The sequence below is a fragment of the Bradyrhizobium sp. LB11.1 genome (assembly GCF_040549385.1).
GTDB lineage: Bacteria > Pseudomonadota > Alphaproteobacteria > Rhizobiales > Xanthobacteraceae > Bradyrhizobium.
Genome location: NZ_JBEPTH010000020.1, coordinates 21,572 through 42,543 on the forward strand (window position 1 = coordinate 21,572; position 20,972 = coordinate 42,543).

The window sequence follows — 20,972 nt, forward strand, 5'->3', positions numbered from 1 at the left end:
CGCTTGTGCCGCTTCGCGGAACCTGCTCAGCTCAACACGAGGTCGAGCACCGCGCTATAATGGCACGCCGCGCCAGCCAAGACAAAGCCGTGCCAGATCGCATTCTGGAAACGCAACCGCCGCCAGGCATGGAAGATCACGCCGAAGCTGTAGAGCAGGCCGCCCGCCAGGATCAAACCCAGCGCCAGCGCGGGCAACGCCCTGACCACGGCATCGTAAAGCATCACACCGCTCCAGCCCATCGCGAGATAGATGCCGACGGCGACGCGGTCGAACCGGCCTGGATAGCGAAGCTTCAGCACAATGCCGACGATCGCGACGCACCAGACGCAGATCAGCAGCGTCAGCGCGAACACGCTGTCCTTCACCTCCAGAATGAACGGCGTGTAGGTCGCGGCAATCAGGAGATAGATCGCGGAATGGTCAAACCGCCTCAGCAGCCATTTCACCGGAGAGACGGGCCAGAGATTATAGGTCGCCGAGAACACCAGCATCGAGAGCAGGCCGGCAACGTAGATCGAGACGCCGACAATATCGGTGGCATCGGCGTAGACCACTGCCAGCACCACCAGCACCGTCGCGGCAATAATGCCGGCGAGGACGCCGGTCGCATGGATGATCCCGTCGGCGATCAGTTCCGCGCGGTCGTAATGCGAGCCGACCACGTCGGCCGCGGCATGGACGGATGTGAACGCAAGTTGTTTCAATCTGAAGACGGTCATGGCAATCCGCAAAGCAAATACAAGGCCACTCTTCTATGGGTCTTTCGGGACCGGCGCGTCGTTCAATCAGTTGATTTGCCGACAAAGGCGGTGGAAGTATGAAGCTTGATTTTCCCCGCGCAATTGCCACTTTTGTGAACGGCATCACTGTTCCGCCCGCCCGAGATCAATCAGGTTCATCAATCACGTTCATATGGCATTCAGTTTCCAGAATATGGTCGAGGAGGCGCGCCTGTCGGCCCGGGCGCTGATTGACTATGGCGAGCACTTCTTCAACCCGACGGTGCGGCTTGGCGTCACCGGCCTGTCGCGGGCCGGCAAGACCGTCTTCATCACCGCGCTGATCCACGGGCTGACGCGCGGCGGCCGGTTTCCGGTGTTCGAGGCCTATGCCTCTGGCCGGATCGCGCGAGCGCATCTGGCGCCGCAGCCGGACGATGCCGTACCGCGCTTTTCCTATGAAAGCCATCTTCACGCGCTGATCGAGGACCGGCGCTGGCCGAGCTCGACCGTCGACATCAGCGAGCTGCGTCTCGTCATCCACTACCAGCGCCCGAACGGCGCCGACCGCACACTGACGCTCGACATCGTCGACTATCCCGGCGAATGGCTGCTCGACCTGCCGCTGCTCCAAAAGAGTTTTGAGCAATGGTCGGCGGAGAGCCTTGCGCTGTCGCACGAAGCGCCGCGCGCGCATCTGGCCGCCGACTGGCACGCGCATCTGACAACGCTCAAACCCGAAGCGCGCGAAGACGAGCAGGCGACGCGGACGGCCGCGAAGCTCTTCACCAGCTATTTGCGCACCTGCCGCGACGAGCGCTTCGCCATGAGCCTGTTGCCGCCCGGTCGCTTCCTGATGCCCGGCAGTCTCGCCGACACGCCGGCGCTGACCTTCGCGCCGCTCGACGTGCCCGTCGGCGGCCAGGCGCCGGAGGGATCGCTGTGGGCGATGATGGTGCGGCGCTACGAGGCCTATAAGGACGTGGTGGTGCGGCCGTTCTTCCGCGATCACTTTGCCCGGCTCGATCGTCAGATCGTGCTGGCCGATGCACTTTCCGCATTCAACTCCGGACCCGAAGCGCTGCACGATCTCGAAGCCGCGCTGGCCGGCATTCTCGACTGCTTCAACATCGGCCGCAGCACGATCCTCTCCAGCCTGTTCCGGCCGCGCATCGACCGCATCCTGTTCGCGGCGACGAAAGCAGATCATCTGCATCATTCCAGCCACGATCGGCTCGAGGCCGTGCTGCGCTGCGCGGTGACCCCCGCGCTCGCGCGTGCGGAAAATACCGGCGCGCAAATCGATGTGGTGGCACTCGCTGCTGTCCGCGCCACCCGGGAGGCTCAAGTCAGCCGTGGCCGCGACAAATTGCCCTCGATCCTGGGAACGCCGGCCGCAGGCGAAAGCGCCGGCGGCGAGTTCTTTGACGGCAACACGGAGGTCGCGACTTTTCCAGGCGATCTGCCGTTGGATCCCGAACCGCTGTTCAACGGCACGGATGCTTTCCGCGGATTGTCGACGCAAGCCGCCGAGAAGAGCGATTTCCGCTTCCTGCGCTTCCGCCCGCCGAAGCTAGAACGCGAGGGCGGCAGCGAGCCCACGTTGCCACACATCCGCCTCGACCGTGCCTTGCAGTTCCTGATCGGAGACAAGCTCGCATGAACGACCGATCCCAGCCGCGGCGGCCCGCGACGTTCCGGCTCGACGATCCCGGTGTCGTCGTGACCGAAGCCGACGAGACGAGCCGGATCAGTCGCGCCACCATCCAGATCACACCGGAGCCTGATCCGGCGACGCTGCCGGTGCCGATTGAAACGGCACTCCCGGCGCGACGCGGCTTTCCCTGGGGCGCACTGTTCTGGTCCGGCGTCGCCGGCCTGACGCTGCTCGGCACCGGGCTCGGCGTCGTCCGTCTGATCGAGGATCTGTTTGCGCGCAGCGAGAGCCTCGGCTTCGTCGGGCTCGCGCTCGCCTTCGTCACCACGCTTGCGCTCGCGGTGGTGATCGGGCGCGAGGCGTTTGGGCTGGCACGCCTTGCAACGATCGAGAAGCTGCATCGGCGTGCCGCCGAGGTGCTCGCCAGCGACAATCGCAAAGAAAGTCGCGTCGTCGTGCAGGAGCTGATCGCGATCGCACATCAGAATCCGCAGCTCGCGCGCGCCCGCGCCACGCTCGAAAGTCATTCAGGCGAGATCATCGACGGCGCCGACATGATCCGGCTCGCCGAGCGCGAACTGATGTCGCCGCTGGACGCGGAAGCACGGCGGCTGGTATCGTCGGCGGCGCAGCGAGTGTCGATCGTCACGGCGGTATCGCCGCGCGCGCTGTTCGACGTGCTCTTCGTGTTCGTGGCCTCGCTGCGCCTGATCCGGCAGCTCGCCCGGCTCTACGGCGGCCGGCCCGGCGCGCTCGGCATGATCCGCTTGCTCCGCCACGTCATCGCCCATCTCGCCATCACCGGCGGCCTCGCCGCAAGCGACAGCCTGGTACAGCAGATGCTCGGGCATGGGATTGCAGCAAAACTGTCGCAGCGGCTGGGTGAAGGCATGCTCAACGGACTGCTGACCGCGCGGCTAGGGTTGGCCGCAATCGACGTCACAAGGCCGCTGCCGTTTGCAGCCCTGCCGCCGCCAAAGCTGTCGGATCTGGCGACGGATCTGTTGAGGAGGAAAGAGGACGAGGAGCCGCGCTAGGCGAGCAAACGCGCTTCAAATTCTCCCGCCAGCACCCGCCACTGGAACAGCGGCGAGTCCCTTGGCGGCGAGAGGTCCGGGGTCCATCCGGTAAGCTTGTCGATTGTGTAGGTGTCGATCAGGACGCCGCGCCAGCGGCGTTCGACCTGCGCCAATGGCGCGCGCGTCGCGGGGATCAAATCCCAAAGGGACGAACGATCGTCGGGCTGGCGGCCGATATAGAGTCCCGTGTGCCCCTTGATCCGGTCCATGCCGGGATCGCGGAAATCCTGGAAACGACCGCGCTCGCTGATTTCGACCACCGGCACGCGGCCGCGGAACAGCCAGCGCATCATGGCATAGGTGCGGTAATCCGTGGTCGCAATCCAGGTCGCGCCGGTCTCGTCGAGCGCGGCCTGTGCGCGCGCGGCGACCTGCTCGTAGCCGGCCTCGGCGCCGATCGGATCCATTCTGCCGAGGAAATTCCAGGGTGCTACGACATAATAGAGGAACACGATCACGACGAAGGCGATTCCCGACACCAGTGCCGTCTTCACCCAGAAGATGCTCGACCGGATCGTCCGAGCCGACCAGCCTTCTCTGGGCATCATCGCAAGGTTCACCGCGGCAGCAGCAAAGCCTGTCGGCCACATGAACATCGGCCAGGTATCGCCGACCCTGAGTGTCAGCGACTTGAAGAAGAAATAGACGAACGGCACCAGCACCGCGGTCGACAGCAGAATCGCCACCGGCTCGCGCCTGCGATAGCCGCGCCACGCCGTCATCACGAGGCCTGAGAGCACCACAGGCAACATGACAAAACCGACGAGACCGAATTGCAGGCCGATATAATCGCCGATGGTGCGCAGCGAGATGCCGTAATTGGCAGTGGCGCGCACGCCCTGGAAGCGGAACGAGGCCCAGTCATGCTGCGCGTTCCAGATCAGGACCGGTGAAAACACAGCGATCGCGATCAGCGTCGCGAGCCAGGGATAGGGGCTGCGCAGCCAGCGCCAGCGCCAATCCGGCACCAGCAGAAAGGCGGCGACCGCGGGCGCGAACATGATCGCCGTGAATTTCGACAGCAGCGACAGGCCCGCGAACAGCCCGGCCGCGAGCCACCAGCGACCGTCGCCGCTTTGCACCAGCCGCACCAGCGACCACATCATCGCCACTGCAAACGGGATCATGGCGACGTCGGGCGCGACCTTGGCCATCAGCAGGCCGTAATAAAGCGCGGCCTCCGGCATCAGCACCGCAACCATGATCGCGCGCACGTCATGGGTGAGGCGGCGGACGATGTCGGCGAGCAGACATTGCGTCACCAGCATTGCGACGATGCCGCCGAAGCGGACCCCGAGCACGGTGTCGCCGAAGATCGCGGTGCCGAAGCGGATCAGCCAGGCGACGCCGGGCGGATGATCGAGGAAGCTGAGCGCTCCCTCCTTTGACCAGGTCCAGTAATAGGCCTCGTCGGTGCGCAGCTCGATCGCGGAGGCATAGACGATGCGCAGCACCGTCATTGCGGCGATCACCAGCGCGGCCATGACGAGCGGCTGGCGCGCGATGCCGCCGGGCTTCACGGTGATGTCGGGAGCGATCGTCACGGCGGCGCTTTTCCCCGACTTGGGAGGGGGAGTCAATGTGGGCACCGTCGTCCCGGGCAAGCGAAGCTCGACCCGGGACCCATAACCACAGGGACGAGTGTGGACACGAACTGGTAACTCCGAGTCTTCGCCAAATGGCTCCCTGTGGTTATGGGTCCCGGATCTGCGCGCGCTTAGGGCGCGCTTGTCCGGGACGACAGCGGAATGCTTTGCCACCATACGATCCTTACCGTTACGTAACCTTGTCGCTTATGTGATCCCGCCGGCCGTCCGCCAGCGGAATTTAACTCTCCGCTGGCTGTTCTCCTCAGTGAACTGGTACAACAGAATCATGGCCGCCACCGCCCTTTCAAGATTGCCCGAACTCGTCCGCTCCACCAGCGCGCGGCAGGTGCGGCTGGTCTGCGGCGTCATCCTGTTCTCTTACGTGCTCAGCCATTTCCTCAACCATGCGCTCGGCAATATCTCTGTCGATGACATGCAGATCGGGGTCTATTATCACACGACGTTCTGGCAGTTCCTGCCCGTCGCGATCGTGTTCTACGCCGCCGCCCTCATTCATATGGGGCTCGGCGTCTATGCGATGTACCAGCGCCGGCAGTTCCGCTGGCGGACGATCGAGCCGTTGCAGCTCGTGCTGGGCTTAAGCATCCCCGCGCTGGTCATGGCGCATGTGATCGGCGTACGGCTCGGCCAGACGATGTACGGGCACGAGAAGCTGTATCCGCAGGAGCTCTATCTGTTCTTCGTCGCGGCACCCGGCCGGCTCTGGACGATGACGATCCTGCTCATCGTCGCCTGGGTGCACGGCTGCATCGGCATCTTTTTCTGGCTCCGGCTCAAACCGTTCTTCATCCGCGCGGCGCCGTATCTGCTGGCGGCCGCGGTCCTGATCCCGACGCTGGCGCTGCTCGGCATCTACCAGGGTGGCCGCAGCGTTGCCGCCGAAAGCGAGGACGGGGAGTGGCGCACGCATAATTTCACCCAACGCCAGGTCGGCACAGTCGCAGAGGCCGATACGCTGGACCGTATCACCGGCGGTCTCACCTTCAGTTACATCGGCCTGCTTGGGCTGGTGCTGCTCGCGCGCGGCGTGCGCGGCTGGCGCGAGCGGCGCGGCGGCATGATCGCGCTGTCCTACGGCAACGGCAAAACGGTGCGCGTACCCAAGGGTCTCTCGGTGCTGGAAGCGAGCCTGCGCAACAACGTGCCGCATGCCAGCGTCTGCGGCGGCCGCGCCCGCTGCTCGACCTGCCGCATCCGCATCATCGGCGACCACGACACATTGCCCGAACCATCGCAGCGCGAGGCCTTCGTGCTGGCCCGCGTCGGTACCGCCGATCCATCGATCCGCCTCGCCTGCCAGCTGCGGCCGACCGCCGACCTCTCCTTCTTCCAGCTGTTCATGCCGCACATGCTGTCGGCCAACGCGCATGCGTCCTCGCCGGCGAGGATCGGCCAGGAGCGTTATCTCGTCAGCCTGTTCGTGGACATGCGCGGCTCTACGCAGCTTGCCGAGAAGCGATTGCCGTTCGACACCGTCTTCATCGTCAACCGCTTTCTCGGCGCGGTGTCGCAGGCCGTGATCGAGAATGGCGGCCAGCCGAACCAGTTCGTCGGCGACGGCATGCTGGCACTGTTCGGCCTCACCAGCGATCCGCAGACCGCCTGCCGGCAGGCACTGAAGGCCGTCGCCGGCATTGCGACCCATGTGGACGAGCTCAACGAGCTCCTGAGCCACGATCTGCGCCAGCCGATCCGCTTCGGCATCGGCGTCCACGGCGGCGAGGTCATCATCGGCGACATCGGCTACCGCGACCACATCGTCTTCACCGCACTCGGCGACGCCGTGAACGTCGCAGCCCGGCTCCAGGACATGACCAAGACGCTCGCCTGCGAGGCGATCGTCTCCGAGGAAGTCCGACGCACCGCCGGCCTTCACGACGATACGCTGCCGAAGCAGGAGGTCGCGATCCGCGGCCGCGACGCGCCAATGGTCGTGCGCGTCATCACCGACACCAGGACATTGTCCGCCCTCATCGCAGGCGGCGAGCGAGTCGCGGCGTAAGCGGCAGCCGCGCGAAAGGTGCGCTCCCTCTCCCGCTTGCGGGAGAGGGTCGGGGAGAGGGTATCTCCGCAGTTGAACAATCCCCTAGAGTAGAAAGCCCTCACCCGGCCTCTCCCGCAAGCGGGAGAGGTGAAGAAAGAGTCATCGCGCGTAACACCGGCTTGCTGCAGCGCAATGGCATGGGCTTGCTGCGAAAGCACGAATTGACTTCGCCTCGGTCGTTGCGACAGATGGGCACGGGATCGCGGTGATGACCGCGAGCCAACGAAAAGCTCCGGGAGGAGACGACATGTTCGATCGACGCGACCTGCTCAAAGGAGCAGGACTTGCCGCTATGGCGGCCACACTGAATTCCACCCAAGCACTGGCACTCGACACCGTCACGCTGCCCTTCGGCAATGGCGAGCGGCCGCTGGTGAAATATCCGCAGAAGCGGCCGATGATTGGCCAGACCGGCCGGCCGCCGCAGCTCGAGACGCCGTTCGCGGTGTTCAACGACGGCCCGATCACACCGAATAATGCGTTCTTCGTGCGCTATCACCTCGCCGGCCTCCCCTACGATCTCGACCCCGACAAGTTCACGCTCGAGGTCAAGGGCAAGGTCGACAAGCCGCTCAAGCTGTCGCTGAAGGACATCAGGAAGATGAAGGCGACCGAGATCGTCGCCGTCAACCAGTGCTCCGGCAACAGCCGTGGATTCTCGGAGCCGCGCGTTGCCGGCGGCCAGCTCGCCAATGGCGCGATGGGCAATGCGCGCTGGCGCGGCGTACCGCTGAAGACCGTGCTCGAGATGGCGGGCGTGCAGGCCGGCGCGAAGCAGGTGGTATTCGCGGGCATGGACGGCCCGGTCAGCGACAAGACGCCCGACTTCGCCAAGGCGCTCGACCTCACGCACGCCACCGACGGCGAGGTGATGCTGGCCTACGGCATGAACGGCGATGATTTACCGTTCCTCAACGGCTTCCCGCTACGGCTGGTCGTGCCCGGCTATTACGGCACCTACTGGGTCAAGCATCTCAACGAGATCACGGTCGTCGACACTGTCTATGACGGCTTCTGGATGAAGTCGGCCTATCGGATTCCGGACACGCCGGACAATTCGATTGCGCCCGGCACCGCGCCGAAGGCGACGATCCCGATCAACCGCTTCACCATCCGCTCCTTCATCACCAGCATTCCCGACGGCGCCAAGCTGAAGGCGGGGCGCACCACGCTGCGCGGCATCGCCTTCGACGGAGGCAAGGGCATCAAGGACGTGTCGGTCTCCACCGATGGCGGCAAGACCTGGACCGCCGCCAAGCTCGGCAAGGATCTCGGCAATTACTCGTTCCGCGAATGGAAGCTGCCGGTGAAGCTTGCCACGGGCCAGCGCGAGCTGAAGGTGCGCGCCACCAGCAATTCCGGCGAGACGCAGCCGGAGACGCCGCGCTGGAACCCGGCGGGCTATTTGCGCAACGTCGTCGAAACCGTCCGCGTCAGCGTGGCCTGAGGAGAATGATCATGCAGCGCACCGTTCTCCTCGCCATCACACTTGCCGCCGGAGTCGCGGTGGGTTCGGCCCTTGCCGCGCCGGTCAATTACAAGACGCCGGATGAGATAGCAGCCTTCAAACCCGGGCCCAATCTCGAGGTGGTTCAGGGCAATTGCGCCGCCTGCCACTCGTCCGACTACATCGCCACGCAGCCGCCGATGAAGGACAAGAAAGGATTCTGGCAAGCCGAGGTGACCAAGATGATCAAGGTCTATGGCGCACCGATCGACGATGCCGACGTCGGCAAGATCGTGGACTATCTGGCCGCGACTTATTGACAGTGCGCGGGCCAATTGACCGCGAAACGGGCAAAACCGGTAAAAACGCCGCGAAGTTGAGCGAATTTCCGCGAAATGCCGATGTGGTTTGATCTACCAAGCCCGCGACATTCCGCGTATCTTGTTAGGACCGAACCGGCCGGTTGGCGGGGACTGGCGGTTCGAGATCTCGGAGGAAGACCCGCGGAGAAGTCGTGATGCCCAAAGGTACGGTCAAGTGGTTCAACCCGACGAAGGGTTATGGATTTATCCAGCCTGCGTCGGGCGGCAAGGATGTGTTCGTGCATATCTCGGCAGTGCAGAAAGCCGGTCTCTCGTCCCTGAACGAAGGACAGACGGTGGAATACGAAGAGATCGCAAACCGAGGCAAGAGCTCCGCAGAGAATCTCAAAGTATAAGCCCGTCAGCCTTTGCTGCCTCCCGGATCTGTCCGGGAGTTGGGCCAAGAAAATTTTAGAAGACGGCCAGTGCATTCGACGACAGGCGTTGCGACTGCACACGGAGAGCTATTTTCCCGCGAAGACCGCTTGTTCAACGCCGCAGCATTGACAATCGCGACCGCATTTCGTCAACCGACCGGCAACGGTGCGTCGCGCTTGATCTCCTCCATCACCGCATAGGTGCGTGTCTCGCGCACGCCCGGCATCGCGAGCAGGGTCTCGCCGAGGAAGCGCCGATACGCGGCCATGTCGGCAAGGCGCGCCTTCACTAGATAGTCGAAGCCGCCTGCAACCATGTGACACTCGAGCACTTCGGGCGCGAGTTTTACCGCGCGCGCAAACCGTTCGAAATTGTCTGGCGTGGTCTTGTCGAGCAGCACCTCGACGAACACCAGAAGACCGAGCCCAAGCCGGTGCGGATTGAGCCGCGCACCATAGCCCTCGACAAAGCCCTCGCGCTGCAGGCGCTTCAGCCGTTCGCCGATCGAGGTCGGCGACAGCCCGATGCGCTCGGCAAGCTCGACATTGGCAATTCGCCCATCCTCCTGCAGAATCGAGAGGATTTTCCGGTCGATCCGATCAAGTTCCATATTTTAATTGGCCAAGGCCTCAACGATCTTCATTTCCTAAGGCAAAATGGCTATCTTGTCTATCGAACTACGGTCGTGCGGGCCTTATTGTGATTTGAGCCACAGGACACGCCATGCCGAACATCCCGCCGCTCTTCACTGCCCCCTACGCGCCCGATGATGCCGACATCGCTGCACGCCTGTTGTCGGCGGCGCATCTTGCCCCACCGCAGGAAGCGCGGATCGACCGCACCGGGACCCGGCTGATCGAGGCTATCCGCAAGCGCGATGACCGGTTTGGCGGAGTCGAGGACATGCTGCGGGAGTTCGCGCTCTCGACCAAGGAAGGGCTGGCGCTGATGGTGCTGGCGGAAGCGCTGCTGCGCGTACCGGACGCGCGCACCGCCGACCAGTTCATCGAGGACAAGCTCGGCGAGGGCGATTTCATCCATCATGAGACCAAGTCCACGGCGTTCCTGGTCAACGCCTCCGCCTGGGCGCTCGGCCTGTCGGCGCGGGTGATCCAGCCCGGCGAGACACCCGATGGCACGATCGGCCGTCTGGTGAAGCGGCTGGGCGCGCCCGCAGTGCGCACCGCTACACGCCAGGCGATGCGGCTGATGGGCAATCATTTCGTGCTCGGTGAAACCATCGCGCAGGCGCTGGAGCGGGGCAAGCCGCGCTCCGGCGAGAGGCCGCGCTATTCCTTCGACATGCTCGGCGAAGGCGCCCGCACGGCGGCAGATGCGCAGCGCTATTTCGACGCCTATGCCAGCGCGATCGACACCATCGGCAAGGCGGCAGGCAACCATCCCCTGCCCGACCGGCCCGGCATCTCCGTCAAGCTTTCGGCGCTGCATCCGCGCTTCGAGGCGATCAGCCGCGCGCGCGTGATGGCCGAACTGGTGCCGCAACTGCTGGATCTGGCCCGGCGCGCCAAGGCGCACGATCTCAACTTCACCGTCGATGCCGAGGAGGCGGACCGGCTGGAGCTGTCGCTCGATGTGATCACGGCAACGATCGCCGATCCCTCGCTCAGGGGGTGGGACGGTTTCGGGCTTGCGATCCAGGCCTATCAGAAGCGCGCCAGCGCGGTGATCGACTACACCCACGAGCTTGCCCGCAGGCATGACCGCAAGCTGATGGTGCGGCTGGTCAAGGGCGCCTATTGGGACACCGAAATCAAGCGTGCGCAGGAGCGCGGTCTCGACGGCTATCCGGTGTTCACCCGCAAGGCGATGACGGATATGAACTACGTCGCCTGCGCGTCAAAGCTTTTGAGTCTGCGGCCGCGCATCTTCCCGCAGTTTGCAACCCACAACGCGCTCACCGTCGCAACCGTGCTGGAATTGGCCGGTGACAGCGGCGGCTTCGAATTCCAGCGCCTGCACGGCATGGGCGAGGCGCTCTACGAGCAACTCGCCAAGGATCACCCCGACATCGCCTACCGCACCTACGCCCCGGTCGGCAGCCATCGCGATTTGCTCGCCTATCTGGTACGGCGTCTCCTCGAGAACGGCGCCAACTCGTCCTTCGTGGCGCAGGCGTCGGACTACCGCGTCCCGGTCCCGGCGCTCCTGAAGCGTCCGGCCGATCTCATCGTCCGGCCGGATCACGCGCATCATGCCAAGATTCCGCTGCCGGGTGATCTGTTCGCACCGCAGCGGCATAATTCACGCGGTATCGAGTTCGGGGAGCGCGCGGCGCTCGACCGTCTGCTCGCCGACGTCAAGGCGGCGACGCCAGACCTCAAGGCGGTGACTGACGCAACGCCCGAGCAGGCGAATGCGGCGATTGCCGCGGCGCGCGCGGGCTTCGTGACCTGGAGCCGGACGCCGGCAGCGACACGCGCGGTGGCACTGGAGCAGGCCGCGCATCTCCTGGAGAGCCGCAGCGCGCACTTCATCGCGTTACTTCAGCGCGAAGGCGGCAAGACCCTCGACGACGGCCTCTCCGAGCTGCGCGAGGCCGCCGATTTCTGCCGCTATTATGCCGCGCAGGGCCGAAAGCTGTTCGGCAGCGAGGTCGCAATGCCGGGCCCGACCGGCGAGAGCAACGCGCTCGCCATGCGCGGTCGCGGCGTGTTTGTCGCGATCTCGCCGTGGAACTTTCCGCTGGCGATCTTCCTGGGCCAGGTCACCGCGGCGCTGATGGCCGGCAACAGCGTCGTCGCAAAGCCCGCCGAGCAGACACCATGCATCGCGCTCGCGGCGGTCGCCCTGCTGCACGAGGCCGGCATTCCCACGAGCGCACTGCATCTCGTCACCGGAGACGGGCGCATAGGCGCCGTGCTGACCGCGCACGCCGATATCGCCGGTGTCGTCTTCACCGGCTCGACCGAGGTCGCGCGTCACATCAACCGGACGCTCGCCGCCAAGGACGGACCGATCGTGCCGCTGATCGCGGAGACTGGCGGCATCAATGCCATGATCGCGGATGCGACCGCGCTCCCCGAGCAGGTCGCCGACGACGTCGTCATCTCCGCGTTCCGCTCCGCAGGCCAGCGCTGTTCGGCGCTGCGGTTGTTGTTCGTGCAGGAGGACGTCGCTGACCGCATGATCGAGATGATTGCGGGCGCAGCGCGCGAACTGCGGATCGGTGACCCCTTCGAGGTCGCGACCCATATCGGACCGGTGATCGACGCCGAGGCCAAGCAGCGGCTCGATGCGCACATCGCGCGGATGAAGAGCGAGGCGAGGCTGCACTTTGCCGGCATCGCGCCGGAGGGCTGCTTCGTCGCGCCGCACATCTTCGAACTCAAGGATGCCGGCCAGCTCACCGAGGAAGTATTCGGCCCGATCCTGCATGTGGTGCGCTACCGCGCCGAGACTCTCGAGCGCGTGCTGCAAGCGATCGAGCGCACCGGCTACGGGCTGACGCTCGGAATCCACTCCCGCATCGACGACACGGTCGAGGCCATCATCGACCGCGTCCAGGTCGGCAACATCTACGTCAACCGCAACATGATCGGCGCCGTGGTCGGCGTGCAGCCGTTCGGCGGCAACGGCCTGTCCGGAACCGGCCCCAAGGCCGGCGGCCCGCACTATCTCGCGCGTTTCGCCACCGAGCAGACCGTGACGATCAACACGGCCGCCGCCGGGGGCAACGCCGCCCTGCTCGCAGGGGAAGAATAAGCGCAGCGAGCCCTGCGCCCGGCGCCGTTGCATCCCGGCAAAACATCGGTCTAATGCTGCCATGACGTAGCCTGCGCCAATTCCAGCGCGCGGGAAACAACAAGAGCGAGGAGCAACGCCGCGATGGAAAAGGGCATTTTTGCAGGTCTCAAGGTTCTGGACTGCGCGAGCTTCATCGCGGCGCCCGCGGCGGCGACCGTGCTGTCCGATTTCGGCGCCGATGTCATCAAGATCGAGCCGCCCGGCGCCGGCGACCCCTACCGCAATCTGCCCAACCTGCCGGGCTATCCCACCGGCGAGCACAATTTCGCCTGGCTGCTCGAGGCTCGCAACAAGAAGAGCCTTGCGCTCGACCTCTCCAAGCCGGAGGCGCAGGCCGTGCTCTACAAGCTGGTCGAAGAGGCCGACGTCTTCATCACCAACATGCCGCCGCCGGTGCGGGCCAAGCTCGGCATTACCCATGACCATCTCGCCCATCTCAACGACCGGCTGATCTACGCCTCCTTCACCGGCTATGGCGAGAAGGGCGAGGAAGCCAACAAGCCCGGCTTCGACAGCAACGCTTATTGGGCGCGCTCCGGCCTGATGGATCTCGTCCGCGCCGACATCGACACGACGCCGGCCCGCTCGGTCGCCGGCATGGGCGACCATCCCTGCGCGATGGCGCTGTACAGCGCGATCGTCACTGCGCTGTATCAGCGCGAGAAGACCGGCAAGGGCTCGCATGTCGCCTCCAACCTGATGGCCAATGGCGTGTGGGCGGCGAGCGTGCTGGCGCAGGCAAAGCTCTGCGGCGCCAAATTCGGCGAACGGCGGCCGCGCGAGCGCGCGCTCAACGCAGTGGCCAATCACTATCAATGCAAGGACGGCCGCTGGCTGATCCTGTCGCTGCTCAACGAGGAGCGGCAATGGCCGACGCTCGCCAAATGCCTCGGGCGCGAGGATCTGATCGCCGATCCGCGCTTCGCCACCAAGCCCGACCGCCACGCCCGCTCGATCGAGCTGATCAAGATCTTTGACGAGACCTTTGCCACCAGGGATCTCGCCGAATGGCGCAAGGTCCTCGACGGAAACGGCCTTGTGTTCGGTATCGTCGGCATTTTGGACGACATTCCGAACGACAAGCAGATGCTCGACAACGAGGTGCTGGTGCCGTTCGAGAACGACACCATGCTCACCATCTCCAGCCCGATCTGGATCGACGGCACCAAGAAGGTGCAACCGCGCAAGCCGCCGGGCGTCGGCGAGCACAGTGACGAGATTTTGCGTGGCGCGGGATACGACGAGGCCGCGATCAAGCAGCTGCGGTCGAAGGGGGCTGTGGGGTAGGCCTGCTCGCGCCGCATACGCCGTCATTGCGAGCGCAGCGAAGCAATCCAGAATCCCACCGCGGATGCATTGCTGGATTGCTTCGCTTCGCTCGCAATGACGATGCCGTGCTATCCCGGTATAACCTCACGACCACATTCGCCGTGTGAGGTCCCATGCCCAGCTATCGCCTGCACTACTTCCCCGAATCCGGCAACAGTTACAAGCTGGCGCTGATGCTCACACTTTGCGGCGAAGAATTCGAGCCAGTCTGGACCGATTTCGGCGGCGGCACCACGCGCACGGCGGAATGGCGCAAGGCCGTGAATGAGATGGGCGAGATTCCCGTGCTCGAGGTGGACGGCGTGAAGATGACGCAGACTGCGCCTCTCCTGCTCAAGCTGGCGGATCAATACGGGCGCTTTGGTGCCGAGACGGAAGCGGAAAAATTCGAACTGCTGCGCTGGCTGTTCTGGGACAACCACAAGCTCACCGGCTACATGGCGACCTACCGCTTCATGCGGGCCTTCACCGAGACAAACGATCCGCAGGTGCTGAAGCACTTTCGCCGCCGGCTGGAGGACTTCCTCGGCATTCTCGACGGACATCTCCAGCACAATGCCTTTGCCATTGGCAGCAAGCCGACCGTCGCGGATATCTCGATGATGGCCTATCTGCACTATCCGAGCGACGAGCACGGCTTTGATTTCGCGACGAGCCATCCCACCATCCACGCCTGGCTCGGCCGCATCGCCGCGCTGCCCGGCTGGAAGCCGGCGTATGAGCTCTTGCCCGGCAAGCGAATGACGAATTACGCGAAGTGAGGCGTTCCGCTATTTCAGCGCCAGCCAGCCGAGCGTGAACAGGATGCCGCCGATGATGACGACGACCGCGACCGCCCAGGTGCTGACGCGGATGCTGCCGGTGACCTGTTTGGCCTCTTCATTCCGCGCGATCTCGCGATTGCGCTCCTTGTTGGCATCGCTGGAGTCCGTCATGGGTCATCCAAATCGGTTTAGCGCGTCTTGATGAAGCACATGCCAATGCGGCTCGAGGCCGCGGCGGCCTGACAGGTGAGACCTTTAGCACAGGTCCATGACGTAAAACTCCTATCCGGCGTTCCCGATCCCGCATTTTGCAAAGAACAATGCGCGCCCCAACCGTCCTGATATTCGGTGCCGGCGAGCTCTTTGGCGCCGCGGGTTTGCGGCCGGCTGGCAAATCCGCGTGAGAAATCAGGGCGTTTGCCGGCGGCGAACGCGGTCAGGATGTCGCGGCGGCGGAGCTGGTCCCCGAAGAAATGCGGCGAGGCCGGCACGATAATGGAATTCGAGGCCTTGTCCGCGAGCCAGTCGACGCCCGGGAAATGGAAGCCGCCGATGCCGCGGGTCTGGTGGCAGCCCGAGCAGGTGACATCGTTGAGGCGGCGCTGGAAGCCCGCGACCGAGCGGATATTCTCCATGGTGATGCCGCGTGTCGCAGCCTGCTCCAGCGCGCCGACGACATCGTTATCAGTGAAGACGGGATCGCTCTTGTCTCCACCTTTGCCCTCGCCTTTGCCTTCCCCTTGCATCATTCCGAACTCAGGCTGCAGGTCCGACGCATCGAAGCCGGCCGGCGTCGGTGCAATCGCGGCCTTGGCGAGAAATTCCTCCGGGATCAGCACGGTGCCGCGATCGAAGTCGCGAAGATTCGCGGGCGCAAGCAGCCAGGCCTTGAAGTCGCGCCGGAGCGCGTCATCGGCAAGGATACGATCGCGGTCGATCTGGTTCTCCAGCGTCGATTCCTCGAACGTCCTGGTGGCCGCGTCGTATTTGAACACCTTGAGCAGATAGTCGGAGCGGAAATCGTGCAGCGTCGATTTCGGTGCGATCGAGATCTGAATATTGGTCTCGATGCGATCCATCATCGCATCGTAGGGAACGGTGCGGCTGCCGATCAATCCTTGCCAATCGCCATTGCCGAGCCAGCGCCGCGCGACCTCCGCGCAGGTGACGGGCTTCCCGTTCTGATCGGTCTGGCGCGCATCCCTCGCCTTCATCACCAGATTGAACGTCATCGGCAGGCGCGTCACATTGTTGCTGCCATCCGGCCTGGTCTCGAACCGCGTCAGGCGATAGATAAGCCGGATCTCGCCGCAGGACTCTTCCGACACGTAGGCGCGGTCCATGCGGTTGACGATGCCGGCCAGCACGAAGCGCGTGTTGGCGGCTTTCATGACGGCTCGATCGAACAGCTGGACGTCGAAACTGTCGCCGACGCCGATGGTCTCGCTCGGGGAAGCCTGCTTGTGCTGCGCGATATAGCGATCGAACTCCGCATCGATCGCCGGCGGAATCTCCTTGAGTTGCGGCAGCGACGCGAACAGCTGATCGCTGGTCCGCGGAACGTCCGCGTTCCGCTCGGGCTGCAACAGGCGCGAGATCGACAGAGCACCGCTCTGGTCGAGCTTGCGCAGGAGGTCGGGATCGATTATCGCCGTGCCGCGCGTTAGCTGCGCATTCTCCGCAGCTAACGACCTGCCACCGCCGAACAACACGACGACAGCAACGAGAATTCGCAACACGCGGCTCATGCCTTCACTAACACCGCGCAAGTCCGCCTATTCAAGCAAAAAGGCGCTTCACATCGTGGTGAAGCGCCTCTTGTGGCAAGTCGGATATCGAGCGCTCAACGCGCGACGATCATGCCTTTGCTGGTGACCACCACCCAGCGGCCGTCCTGGCGGCGGATCGCATCGACGCGGCCGATTCCGGGGATGGGATCGCCGGCATAGACCTCGTACAGGCCATCCCGGCCCTCGATCAGCGCGCCGCCATTGGCGACATCGCGGAGCCGCCAGCCGTCAATCGTCGGCAGGCGGCCGAACTCCGTTTTGGGCGCGGCAGCGGCGGTCGCAACTTGGGTCGGAGCCGGCGCGATCGAGCCGGTGGTCTCCTTCGCGGGCACTGCCGCTGCGGCCTGCGCGGCCGCGGCCGGCGGCGTGCGGAGCTTGTCGACGGTCTCGGACAGCTTTGCGAGCTTGGCCATCGGTTCGGCCTGCGCCTTCTCAAGCTTGTCGAGACGGTCGTTGGCCCGATTGAACTGGCTGACGCCAGTCTTCGAGCTGTGCTCGACATTGGCCTTGAGCGCGACGATGTCGGCATCGATCCGGGAGACGGACGCATCCAGCGCGCTGGTATCGGCGACTTGCGCCGGCGCCGGGCTGGCGAAATGCATCATGCCGGCGGTCGCGAGCGCGCCGCTGATGGCTCCGACACCAGCCGCGATGGCCACCACCGCAGCCATCGCCGATAGGCGGCGCTTGCCGCCGGTATCACGCACCTCGTCCGCCTTCACATGCGGGGCGAACTCCTCATGGTCCCAGGACCGCTCGGAGGGCGCCATCACGATCAGCTTGCCGGGCTTGGGCTCCGGCTTGGGCTCGGCCTGCAGTGCAGCATCGATCCTGGGCACCTCGATTCTTGATGCCTCGATCTTTGGCGGCTCGACCTTCGGAGCATCCGGTTTGGGCGGCGTCTCATGATCTGGGGCGATCGAGGGGGCCTCGATGCCGGCGGCAGCCTCGACGGCCTGCGGCGCGGTTGCGGCGGCGTCAGTGGCACCAGTAGCCTGGCCGGCCAGTTCGGGCATTGCTTCGCTCACGGCTCAAATACTCCAGTCTAGGTTGACTTTTTGGTAACTTTCATTGCTTGCGAATTCCTTACCTCGGGACCCGCTTACCGAAATTTTAGGAACTCGTCCGAGGCCGAATTGGGTCGGGAAAGTGGAACCGGCGTGGCGGCGTGCAACAAATTGTCAGCCGATGCTGCCCTGCGGCAGACCGCCGGGTTTAGCCGAAGGGGTTGTTTGCCCGTCACTGTTCCGCGGTTAACATGGGCGGTCCCGTCGGCCAGAAGGCGTTTGAGGGTGCCATGACGATCGAGAAATGCATCAACGCGTTTGGTGTGGATGACGTCATCTTCGAGGAAGGCTCGACCGGCCGCGAGCTATTCGTCGTACTCGACGGCGAGGTCGAGATCGCCAAACTCGACGGCGCGAACAAGACCAGCATCATCAAGCTCGGCAAGGGCGAGTTCTTCGGCGAGATGGCCGTGATCGACGGCTCGGCCCGTTCGGCCACGGCGATCGCATCGGCGCCGAACACGAAGGTGATGCGGATCAACCACGCCCGCTTCGTCTATCTCGTCAGCCAGCAGCCGGCGTTCGCGCTGATGGTGATGGACGCACTGTCGAAACGCCTGCGCGCCTCCAACGCGGTCACCTACCGGGGAGCGCAATCATGAGCGAGCGCAAGCCGAGCGCATTCCCGATCCTGATGAAGAACGACATCTGCTCGTTGATCCAGGCGGCGGACGATGTCTACCAGATCCGCTTCTCCAACCGCGCTGCCAACGCCTACCTGGTGCGCGGCTCGGCGCGCACCATCCTGATCGATGTCGGCCTGTCCTCGAACTATCCGGCGATGGTGGAATGTCTGAGCTTCGTCGGATGCCCGCCGGAGAAGATCGACATGGTGGTGCTGAGCCATGAGCATCTCGACCATATCGGCGCGGCCTGGCACTTCAACGAGCGCCGCACCTATGTCGCTGCCCATCGGCTCGCCGCCAACAAGATCATGCTGCGCGACGATTTCTCGATGCTGCGTAAAATGTTCAACGAGCCGAACGTACCGATCAATATCGACATCTGGCTCGAGGAAGGCAATCTGATCGACCTCGGCAATTTCCGCCTCAACGTGATGTACACGCCGGGCCATACCTCGGCCTGCATCACGCTGTTTGACCAGGACAAGGGCCTGCTGTTCGCCGCCGACACCGTGATGCCCGGCGGCGTGATGGGCGGCGTGTTCGGCTCGGGCAGCATTTCCGACTACATCCAGTCTCTGGAACGCATCAAGGGGCTGAACACGAAGATCCTGCTGTCGGGGCACGGAAGGCTGTCGGACACGCCGCAGGACGACGTACGCATTGCCATCGCGCGGTCGCACAGTCTGCTGGAGGATACCGCGCAATTGTTCGACGCGCTGGATGCGCGCTCAAACTTCGAGCCGATCATGCAGTCAGTGCGGGATCTGAACAAGCTGGACGATTAATTCGTCATTGCGAGCGCGCTCGCAATGACGGCGGAGAGAGCGGCCCTCACATCACCACCGGCCTATCCGGCAGCTCATTCGGATGCGTCCCGTCCGGCGGGAAATGCTTTGCCAGCTCTCGCGACACTGCCGAGATCCCATCGATCACACCGCGTTCGAACTGGCCGGAGCCGAACTCCGATTCCATCGCGCGGCAGATCGTCTCCCAGCCGGCAGCGCCGACCTTCGCATCGATGCCGCGGTCGGCGATGATCTCGACGTTGCGGTCGGCGAGCAGGAGATAGATCAGAACGCCGTTGTTGTGCGCAGTGTCCCAGATGCGCAGATGCGAGAACACGTCGAGCGCACGTTCGCGGGCATGCTGGTTGCGGAACAGCGGACGGCCGTCGAGCGCGCCTTCGACGACGAAGCGGATCTGGCCGGAATGCGTTGCTTCGCTCTGCCTGATTGCCCGCTCGACGCGCTCAAGCACCGCTTGCGGGAACACCCGCTTCGCGCGCCAGTGATGCTGGAAGAGATGTCTGACGATACGCCCAATGCTCATGACTACCAGCTCCCCGAGGCGCCGCCGCCACCAAAGCTGCCGCCGCCTCCGCTGAAGCCGCCGCTGTCACTGGACGATGATCCGCTGCTCCAGCCACCGGACGAGGAGCCGCTCGACCACGAGCCGCCTCGCGATGAACCCGTCGATGCCGGAAACAGATCGGCGATGAAGGACAGCACGAAGCCGATGATCCCAGCGAGTAAGGCTAACGCGCCGGATCCGATGATGAGCAAGGCCAGGAGGCCGATCACGCTGCCGGTCGCGACCGAGCCCAGCAATCGCCCGAGCAGCGCGCGCAGGAAGCCACCGACGATGAGCGAGGCAAACAGGACGACCGGCGCGAGCGGCCCGATCTCGTCGAGATTGGCTAAATTCACGCTGCGTGAGGGAACCGGCAACGGCTCGCCATCGACGACGCGCATCATCCGCTCGACACCGGCCGAGATGCCGCCGGCGAAATCACCGTCCCTGAATTTCGGCGTGATGACTTCGTCGATGATCCGCCGCGAGGTGACGTCGGTCAGCGCGCCCTCGAGGCCGTAGCCGACCTCGATGCGCAGATGCCGGTCGTTCTTGGCAACGACGAGGATCGCGCCGTCGTCAACCTTCTTGCGGCCGATCTTCCAGGCCCCGGCGACGCGGATGGAGAACTGCTCGATCGTCTCCGGGTCCGTCGTCGGCACGATCAGCACGGCGATCTGGCTGCCCTTGCGCGTCTCGAAATCGCTGAGCTTTTGCGACAGCGCGGCGACGTCGCCGCTCGACAGCGTACCGGTCCGGTCGACCACACGGCCGGTGAGCTGCGGCACCGCCACATCAGCTGAGGCAGGAGAGGCGAAAGCCAGGAGGAGCGCTGCAACGTTGGCCGCACACCACACCCTCAGTGTCATCGCCCGGCTTGACCGGGCGATCCAGTATTCCAGAGACGCCAGCGATATACGGAGAAGCCGCGGCGTACTGGATTCCCCGCTTTCGCGGGGAATGACGGCGGTGGGTGGGGCGC

Annotated in this window: 19 protein-coding genes; 11 read left to right on the forward strand and 8 right to left on the reverse strand. The window is 64.5% G+C overall.

Translation table 11 applies throughout. The features are described from left to right. Positions 1-26 precede the first annotated feature (26 nt). A complete protein-coding gene (gene trhA / locus ABIA96_RS32905; protein WP_354141077.1) occupies positions 27-722 on the reverse strand; it encodes a PAQR family membrane homeostasis protein TrhA in 696 nt (231 codons plus the stop codon). Between the two features lie 193 nt (positions 723-915). Between trhA and ABIA96_RS32910 the strand changes: the two genes are divergently transcribed. Together ABIA96_RS32910 and ABIA96_RS32915 are read left to right on the forward strand one after the other, a co-directional pair. Then, a complete protein-coding gene (locus ABIA96_RS32910; RefSeq protein ID WP_354141078.1) occupies positions 916-2,385 on the forward strand; it encodes a YcjX family GTP-binding protein in 1,470 nt (489 codons plus the stop codon). Next, positions 2,382-3,416: a YcjF family protein gene (locus ABIA96_RS32915; RefSeq protein WP_354141079.1), complete on the forward strand. Its 1,035-nt coding sequence runs from the start codon at positions 2,382-2,384 to the stop codon at positions 3,414-3,416. Before ABIA96_RS32910 ends, ABIA96_RS32915 begins: the two co-directional genes overlap by 4 nt. On the opposite strand, the gene ABIA96_RS32920 is transcribed toward ABIA96_RS32915, so the two are convergent. Then, on the reverse strand, positions 3,413-4,942 hold the full coding sequence (locus tag ABIA96_RS32920; RefSeq protein ID WP_354141136.1) for a glycosyltransferase family 39 protein: 1,530 nt from the start codon (positions 4,940-4,942) through the stop codon (positions 3,413-3,415). The genes ABIA96_RS32915 and ABIA96_RS32920 overlap by 4 nt on opposite strands. A gap of 391 nt (positions 4,943-5,333) precedes the next feature. Here ABIA96_RS32920 and ABIA96_RS32925 point away from each other — a divergent pair, with 391 nt between their 5' ends. From ABIA96_RS32925 to ABIA96_RS32940, 4 genes are all read left to right on the forward strand, one after another. Next, positions 5,334-7,070, forward strand: coding sequence for an adenylate/guanylate cyclase domain-containing protein (locus ABIA96_RS32925; protein WP_354141080.1), 1,737 nt, complete (start codon positions 5,334-5,336; stop codon positions 7,068-7,070). A 289-nt stretch (positions 7,071-7,359) separates the two neighbouring features. Continuing rightward, positions 7,360-8,559 carry a SorA family sulfite dehydrogenase catalytic subunit gene (sorA, locus tag ABIA96_RS32930; RefSeq protein ID WP_354141081.1) on the forward strand — a complete coding sequence of 400 codons (1,200 nt, stop codon included), beginning with the start codon at positions 7,360-7,362 and terminating at the stop codon, positions 8,557-8,559. Between the two features lie 11 nt (positions 8,560-8,570). After that, a complete protein-coding gene (gene sorB, locus ABIA96_RS32935; protein WP_354141082.1) occupies positions 8,571-8,879 on the forward strand; it encodes a SorB family sulfite dehydrogenase c-type cytochrome subunit in 309 nt (102 codons plus the stop codon). Between the two features lie 197 nt (positions 8,880-9,076). Beyond that, entirely contained in the window at positions 9,077-9,277 is a 201-nt protein-coding gene (locus ABIA96_RS32940) for a cold-shock protein (RefSeq protein ID WP_247503692.1), read from the forward strand. Positions 9,278-9,447: 170 nt separating this feature from the next. On the opposite strand, the gene ABIA96_RS32945 is transcribed toward ABIA96_RS32940, so the two are convergent. Further along, complete coding sequence (locus ABIA96_RS32945) at positions 9,448-9,909, reverse strand: Lrp/AsnC ligand binding domain-containing protein (RefSeq protein WP_097657706.1); 462 nt, start codon at positions 9,907-9,909, stop codon at positions 9,448-9,450. Between the two features lie 113 nt (positions 9,910-10,022). On the opposite strand from ABIA96_RS32945, the gene putA reads away from it, so the two are divergent. The 3 genes from putA to ABIA96_RS32960 all read left to right on the forward strand — a co-directional run bounded on the left by putA (position 10,023) and on the right by ABIA96_RS32960 (position 15,154). Beyond that, positions 10,023-13,022 carry a bifunctional proline dehydrogenase/L-glutamate gamma-semialdehyde dehydrogenase PutA gene (putA, locus tag ABIA96_RS32950; RefSeq protein WP_354141083.1) on the forward strand — a complete coding sequence of 1,000 codons (3,000 nt, stop codon included), beginning with the start codon at positions 10,023-10,025 and terminating at the stop codon, positions 13,020-13,022. Positions 13,023-13,145: 123 nt separating this feature from the next. After that, complete coding sequence (locus ABIA96_RS32955) at positions 13,146-14,351, forward strand: CaiB/BaiF CoA transferase family protein (RefSeq protein ID WP_354141084.1); 1,206 nt, start codon at positions 13,146-13,148, stop codon at positions 14,349-14,351. Between the two features lie 155 nt (positions 14,352-14,506). Beyond that, complete coding sequence (locus ABIA96_RS32960) at positions 14,507-15,154, forward strand: glutathione S-transferase family protein (protein WP_354141085.1); 648 nt, start codon at positions 14,507-14,509, stop codon at positions 15,152-15,154. Positions 15,155-15,163: 9 nt separating this feature from the next. On the opposite strand, the gene ABIA96_RS32965 is transcribed toward ABIA96_RS32960, so the two are convergent. The 3 genes from ABIA96_RS32965 to ABIA96_RS32975 form a co-directional block, all read right to left on the reverse strand. Then, positions 15,164-15,328: a hypothetical protein gene (locus ABIA96_RS32965; RefSeq protein WP_354141086.1), complete on the reverse strand. Its 165-nt coding sequence runs from the start codon at positions 15,326-15,328 to the stop codon at positions 15,164-15,166. A gap of 17 nt (positions 15,329-15,345) precedes the next feature. Then, positions 15,346-16,905, reverse strand: coding sequence for a hypothetical protein (locus ABIA96_RS32970; RefSeq protein WP_354141087.1), 1,560 nt, complete (start codon positions 16,903-16,905; stop codon positions 15,346-15,348). Positions 16,906-17,000: 95 nt separating this feature from the next. Beyond that, positions 17,001-17,963: a hypothetical protein gene (locus tag ABIA96_RS32975; RefSeq protein WP_354141137.1), complete on the reverse strand. Its 963-nt coding sequence runs from the start codon at positions 17,961-17,963 to the stop codon at positions 17,001-17,003. A 281-nt stretch (positions 17,964-18,244) separates the two neighbouring features. On the opposite strand from ABIA96_RS32975, the gene ABIA96_RS32980 reads away from it, so the two are divergent. Beyond that, positions 18,245-18,616: a Crp/Fnr family transcriptional regulator gene (locus ABIA96_RS32980; RefSeq protein WP_354141088.1), complete on the forward strand. Its 372-nt coding sequence runs from the start codon at positions 18,245-18,247 to the stop codon at positions 18,614-18,616. Continuing rightward, positions 18,613-19,425: an MBL fold metallo-hydrolase gene (locus ABIA96_RS32985; protein ID WP_354141089.1), complete on the forward strand. Its 813-nt coding sequence runs from the start codon at positions 18,613-18,615 to the stop codon at positions 19,423-19,425. The genes ABIA96_RS32980 and ABIA96_RS32985 overlap by 4 nt, the downstream gene beginning before the upstream one ends. A 46-nt stretch (positions 19,426-19,471) precedes the next feature. Here ABIA96_RS32985 and ABIA96_RS32990 read toward each other — a convergent pair whose 3' ends face one another. Both ABIA96_RS32990 and ABIA96_RS32995 read right to left on the reverse strand, forming a co-directional pair. Next, complete coding sequence (locus tag ABIA96_RS32990; RefSeq protein ID WP_354141090.1) at positions 19,472-19,969, reverse strand: TPM domain-containing protein; 498 nt, start codon at positions 19,967-19,969, stop codon at positions 19,472-19,474. A gap of 2 nt (positions 19,970-19,971) precedes the next feature. Continuing rightward, positions 19,972-20,859 carry a TPM domain-containing protein gene (locus ABIA96_RS32995; protein ID WP_354141091.1) on the reverse strand — a complete coding sequence of 296 codons (888 nt, stop codon included), beginning with the start codon at positions 20,857-20,859 and terminating at the stop codon, positions 19,972-19,974. Between the last annotated feature and the right edge of the window lie 113 nt (positions 20,860-20,972).

Excerpts from the sequence above, each read along its gene's own strand:
- ABIA96_RS32970 (WP_354141087.1), bottom strand. The coding sequence starts at position 16,905 with ATGAGCCGCGTGTTGCGAATTCTCGTTGCTGTCGTCGTGTTGTTCGGC.
- ABIA96_RS32985 (WP_354141089.1), top strand. The coding sequence starts at position 18,613 with ATGAGCGAGCGCAAGCCGAGCGCATTCCCGATCCTGATGAAGAACGAC.
- ABIA96_RS32990 (WP_354141090.1), bottom strand. The coding sequence starts at position 19,969 with ATGAGCATTGGGCGTATCGTCAGACATCTCTTCCAGCATCACTGGCGC.
- ABIA96_RS32975 (WP_354141137.1), bottom strand. The coding sequence starts at position 17,963 with ATGCCCGAACTGGCCGGCCAGGCTACTGGTGCCACTGACGCCGCCGCA.
- ABIA96_RS32960 (WP_354141085.1), top strand. The coding sequence starts at position 14,507 with ATGCCCAGCTATCGCCTGCACTACTTCCCCGAATCCGGCAACAGTTAC.
- ABIA96_RS32940 (WP_247503692.1), top strand. The coding sequence starts at position 9,077 with ATGCCCAAAGGTACGGTCAAGTGGTTCAACCCGACGAAGGGTTATGGA.
- ABIA96_RS32915 (WP_354141079.1), top strand. The coding sequence starts at position 2,382 with ATGAACGACCGATCCCAGCCGCGGCGGCCCGCGACGTTCCGGCTCGAC.
- putA (WP_354141083.1), top strand. The coding sequence starts at position 10,023 with ATGCCGAACATCCCGCCGCTCTTCACTGCCCCCTACGCGCCCGATGAT.
- ABIA96_RS32910 (WP_354141078.1), top strand. The coding sequence starts at position 916 with ATGGCATTCAGTTTCCAGAATATGGTCGAGGAGGCGCGCCTGTCGGCC.
- sorB (WP_354141082.1), top strand. The coding sequence starts at position 8,571 with ATGCAGCGCACCGTTCTCCTCGCCATCACACTTGCCGCCGGAGTCGCG.
- ABIA96_RS32925 (WP_354141080.1), top strand. The coding sequence starts at position 5,334 with ATGGCCGCCACCGCCCTTTCAAGATTGCCCGAACTCGTCCGCTCCACC.
- ABIA96_RS32965 (WP_354141086.1), bottom strand. The coding sequence starts at position 15,328 with ATGACGGACTCCAGCGATGCCAACAAGGAGCGCAATCGCGAGATCGCG.
- ABIA96_RS32945 (WP_097657706.1), bottom strand. The coding sequence starts at position 9,909 with ATGGAACTTGATCGGATCGACCGGAAAATCCTCTCGATTCTGCAGGAG.
- sorA (WP_354141081.1), top strand. The coding sequence starts at position 7,360 with ATGTTCGATCGACGCGACCTGCTCAAAGGAGCAGGACTTGCCGCTATG.
- ABIA96_RS32995 (WP_354141091.1), bottom strand. The coding sequence starts at position 20,859 with ATGACACTGAGGGTGTGGTGTGCGGCCAACGTTGCAGCGCTCCTCCTG.
- ABIA96_RS32920 (WP_354141136.1), bottom strand. The coding sequence starts at position 4,942 with ATGGCCGCGCTGGTGATCGCCGCAATGACGGTGCTGCGCATCGTCTAT.
- ABIA96_RS32980 (WP_354141088.1), top strand. The coding sequence starts at position 18,245 with ATGACGATCGAGAAATGCATCAACGCGTTTGGTGTGGATGACGTCATC.
- ABIA96_RS32955 (WP_354141084.1), top strand. The coding sequence starts at position 13,146 with ATGGAAAAGGGCATTTTTGCAGGTCTCAAGGTTCTGGACTGCGCGAGC.
- trhA (WP_354141077.1), bottom strand. The coding sequence starts at position 722 with ATGACCGTCTTCAGATTGAAACAACTTGCGTTCACATCCGTCCATGCC.